General features: G+C 49.9%; 2 protein-coding genes. Both read right to left on the bottom strand.

Features of this window, described 5'->3' with window-relative positions; genetic code table 11:
- Positions 1 to 585: hypothetical protein (locus tag KDK19_RS10480; RefSeq protein ID WP_257291897.1), on the bottom strand; the 585-nt coding region annotated here is incomplete at its 3' end.
- Positions 586 to 717: 132 nt separating this feature from the next.
- A partial coding sequence (locus KDK19_RS10475; protein ID WP_257275951.1) for a hypothetical protein occupies positions 718 to 1,787 on the bottom strand: 1,070 nt, incomplete at its 5' end.

Genomic DNA, 1,787 nt, shown 5'->3' with positions numbered 1-1,787 from the left:
AAGTCGATTGGATGGAAACTCTCTGAAACTGTTCTGCACAGCTTCCTGAATCAGCTCCTCCATGGAGTCCATTCGATCTTCAGCCACGACACCCTGAAGCATCACAGGCCGGGTTTGGGACCAATGAGCAACAACCCGGGATTCGTGCATGGCAGGAGCAGTGCTCAATGCCTGCAGGAGATGAAACATGGAACGATCACTGCCATCGGGCTCATCGCTGGCCATGACATTCGCAATAGCATGCCGGGTGGCCTGCTGGACGAGTCTGGTGAGGAGCTGCTGTCGAACTTCTGTCTGGTTGCCCGATCCAGAGTCAGCTGTCAGCCAATGGTCCAGCTCGCAGCGGTCATAGATTCTCCGAACTGAAACCATAATGGCTCTTAACAACCTCTCATTTTCTTCAGCAAAGACGTAATCAAAATAGAGTCTGTTGATATTGTCCCTGGCATTCCTGACAGCTTTCTGATCAGCTGACTCAACACTGCTCCAACAGGAAGACACCAGCATCAAACTGATCAGCACAGACCAGATAATTCGATAAATAACCATACGACACTCCAATGTCTTAACAAATTCAGGAAGCATAGGGCAATCAATTGGCAGGGACAGAGAAAGCGATAAACAGTTGTTGAGTTTGTATTCAGGTTCTAAAGTGCCCGGCAGGCAGGTGGGAACACTGCCGGGCCCACAGGCGCGGAATCAGACATATGAATAATTTCAGAACCAGTCGGCACTCCGATTCTGAACATCTCCTGTAGTCGAGGTACCAAAGCTGGTAGAACCACTGCCGCCATCGCTGCTTGAAAAATTGTAGGTGAAGCCGCCGAATGCCCCCCCCACTCCGCCTTGTTGATGGGTCGTTTCTGTCTCTGCCCAGTATCTTTCTTCCTCTTCCTCTTCCTGCTGCCTTCTTCGGCGTCTTTCATCTTCTGCTGTCCAGATATAGCGTTCTTGCCGCAAATGGCTGTATAGCTCTGTGAGCGATATCTGCATGTAGATATCAGCCAAATCCATGTTACAAGTAAGAGGATTCAGAACCCCGGCCTGCATCAACACATTTTTAATTACCTTTTCATCAAAGCCTTCCGTAGCTCTTTTGATCTGCTCCCTGTCCCATTTGGTGGGTTTCCAGTCCCTTCCCTGCGGATCATTCCGCCCGGGTCGGTTCAGTGCATTGCCTAACTTTCTTTGCAGCTTCTCCCGCTGCAGCCGCATCTGCCTGGCTGGTTCTGTTTCATATTGAGAGATCACCATACAAAACACGCCGGCGGATATCACGCCAAGCGAAGCGCCCATCCCAAGCATTGCTCTGTATAAAATGAATTGAAACCAGCTTTCCTCTTTACTTTCATCCGGGGAGTAATGCATGACCGGTATCTGAACGGGTGGCGGTGATGTAACAGGTACCGGCTTTTCACCATCCAGAATTCTGCGAATCTGCTGGTACCACTCATTGCCATAATCTTCACGATCAGCGGCTTTCATAAACAGCGCGGAGAGGTCTTCCTGATAGTGACGACGTTTGCCGTCTGTATGCCATAGGGTGGGATGATTGTTAAAGGCCTTAGTCATCATGGACAGGTAGATTGAAAATGCCGGGTCTCTGGCAATCTCCGGGTTCTGCTTTTGCCGGTCTACCTTGTGGCTGAGAGAACGAAGCGCCTTGCCACGAAGAAAACGCTCCTGCATTTCCAAAAGAATAAAACTGAGTTGCCGGGCTAACTGTTCCCGTGAAAGTCGATTGGATGGAAACTCTCTGAAACTGTTCTGCACAGCTTCCTGAATCA

This window comes from Endozoicomonas sp. ONNA1, from assembly GCF_024606325.1.
GTDB lineage: Bacteria > Pseudomonadota > Gammaproteobacteria > Pseudomonadales > Endozoicomonadaceae > Endozoicomonas_A.
The sequence above is the reverse complement of the archived record's forward strand: the minus strand, read 5'-3'. Positions and strand labels throughout refer to the sequence as shown.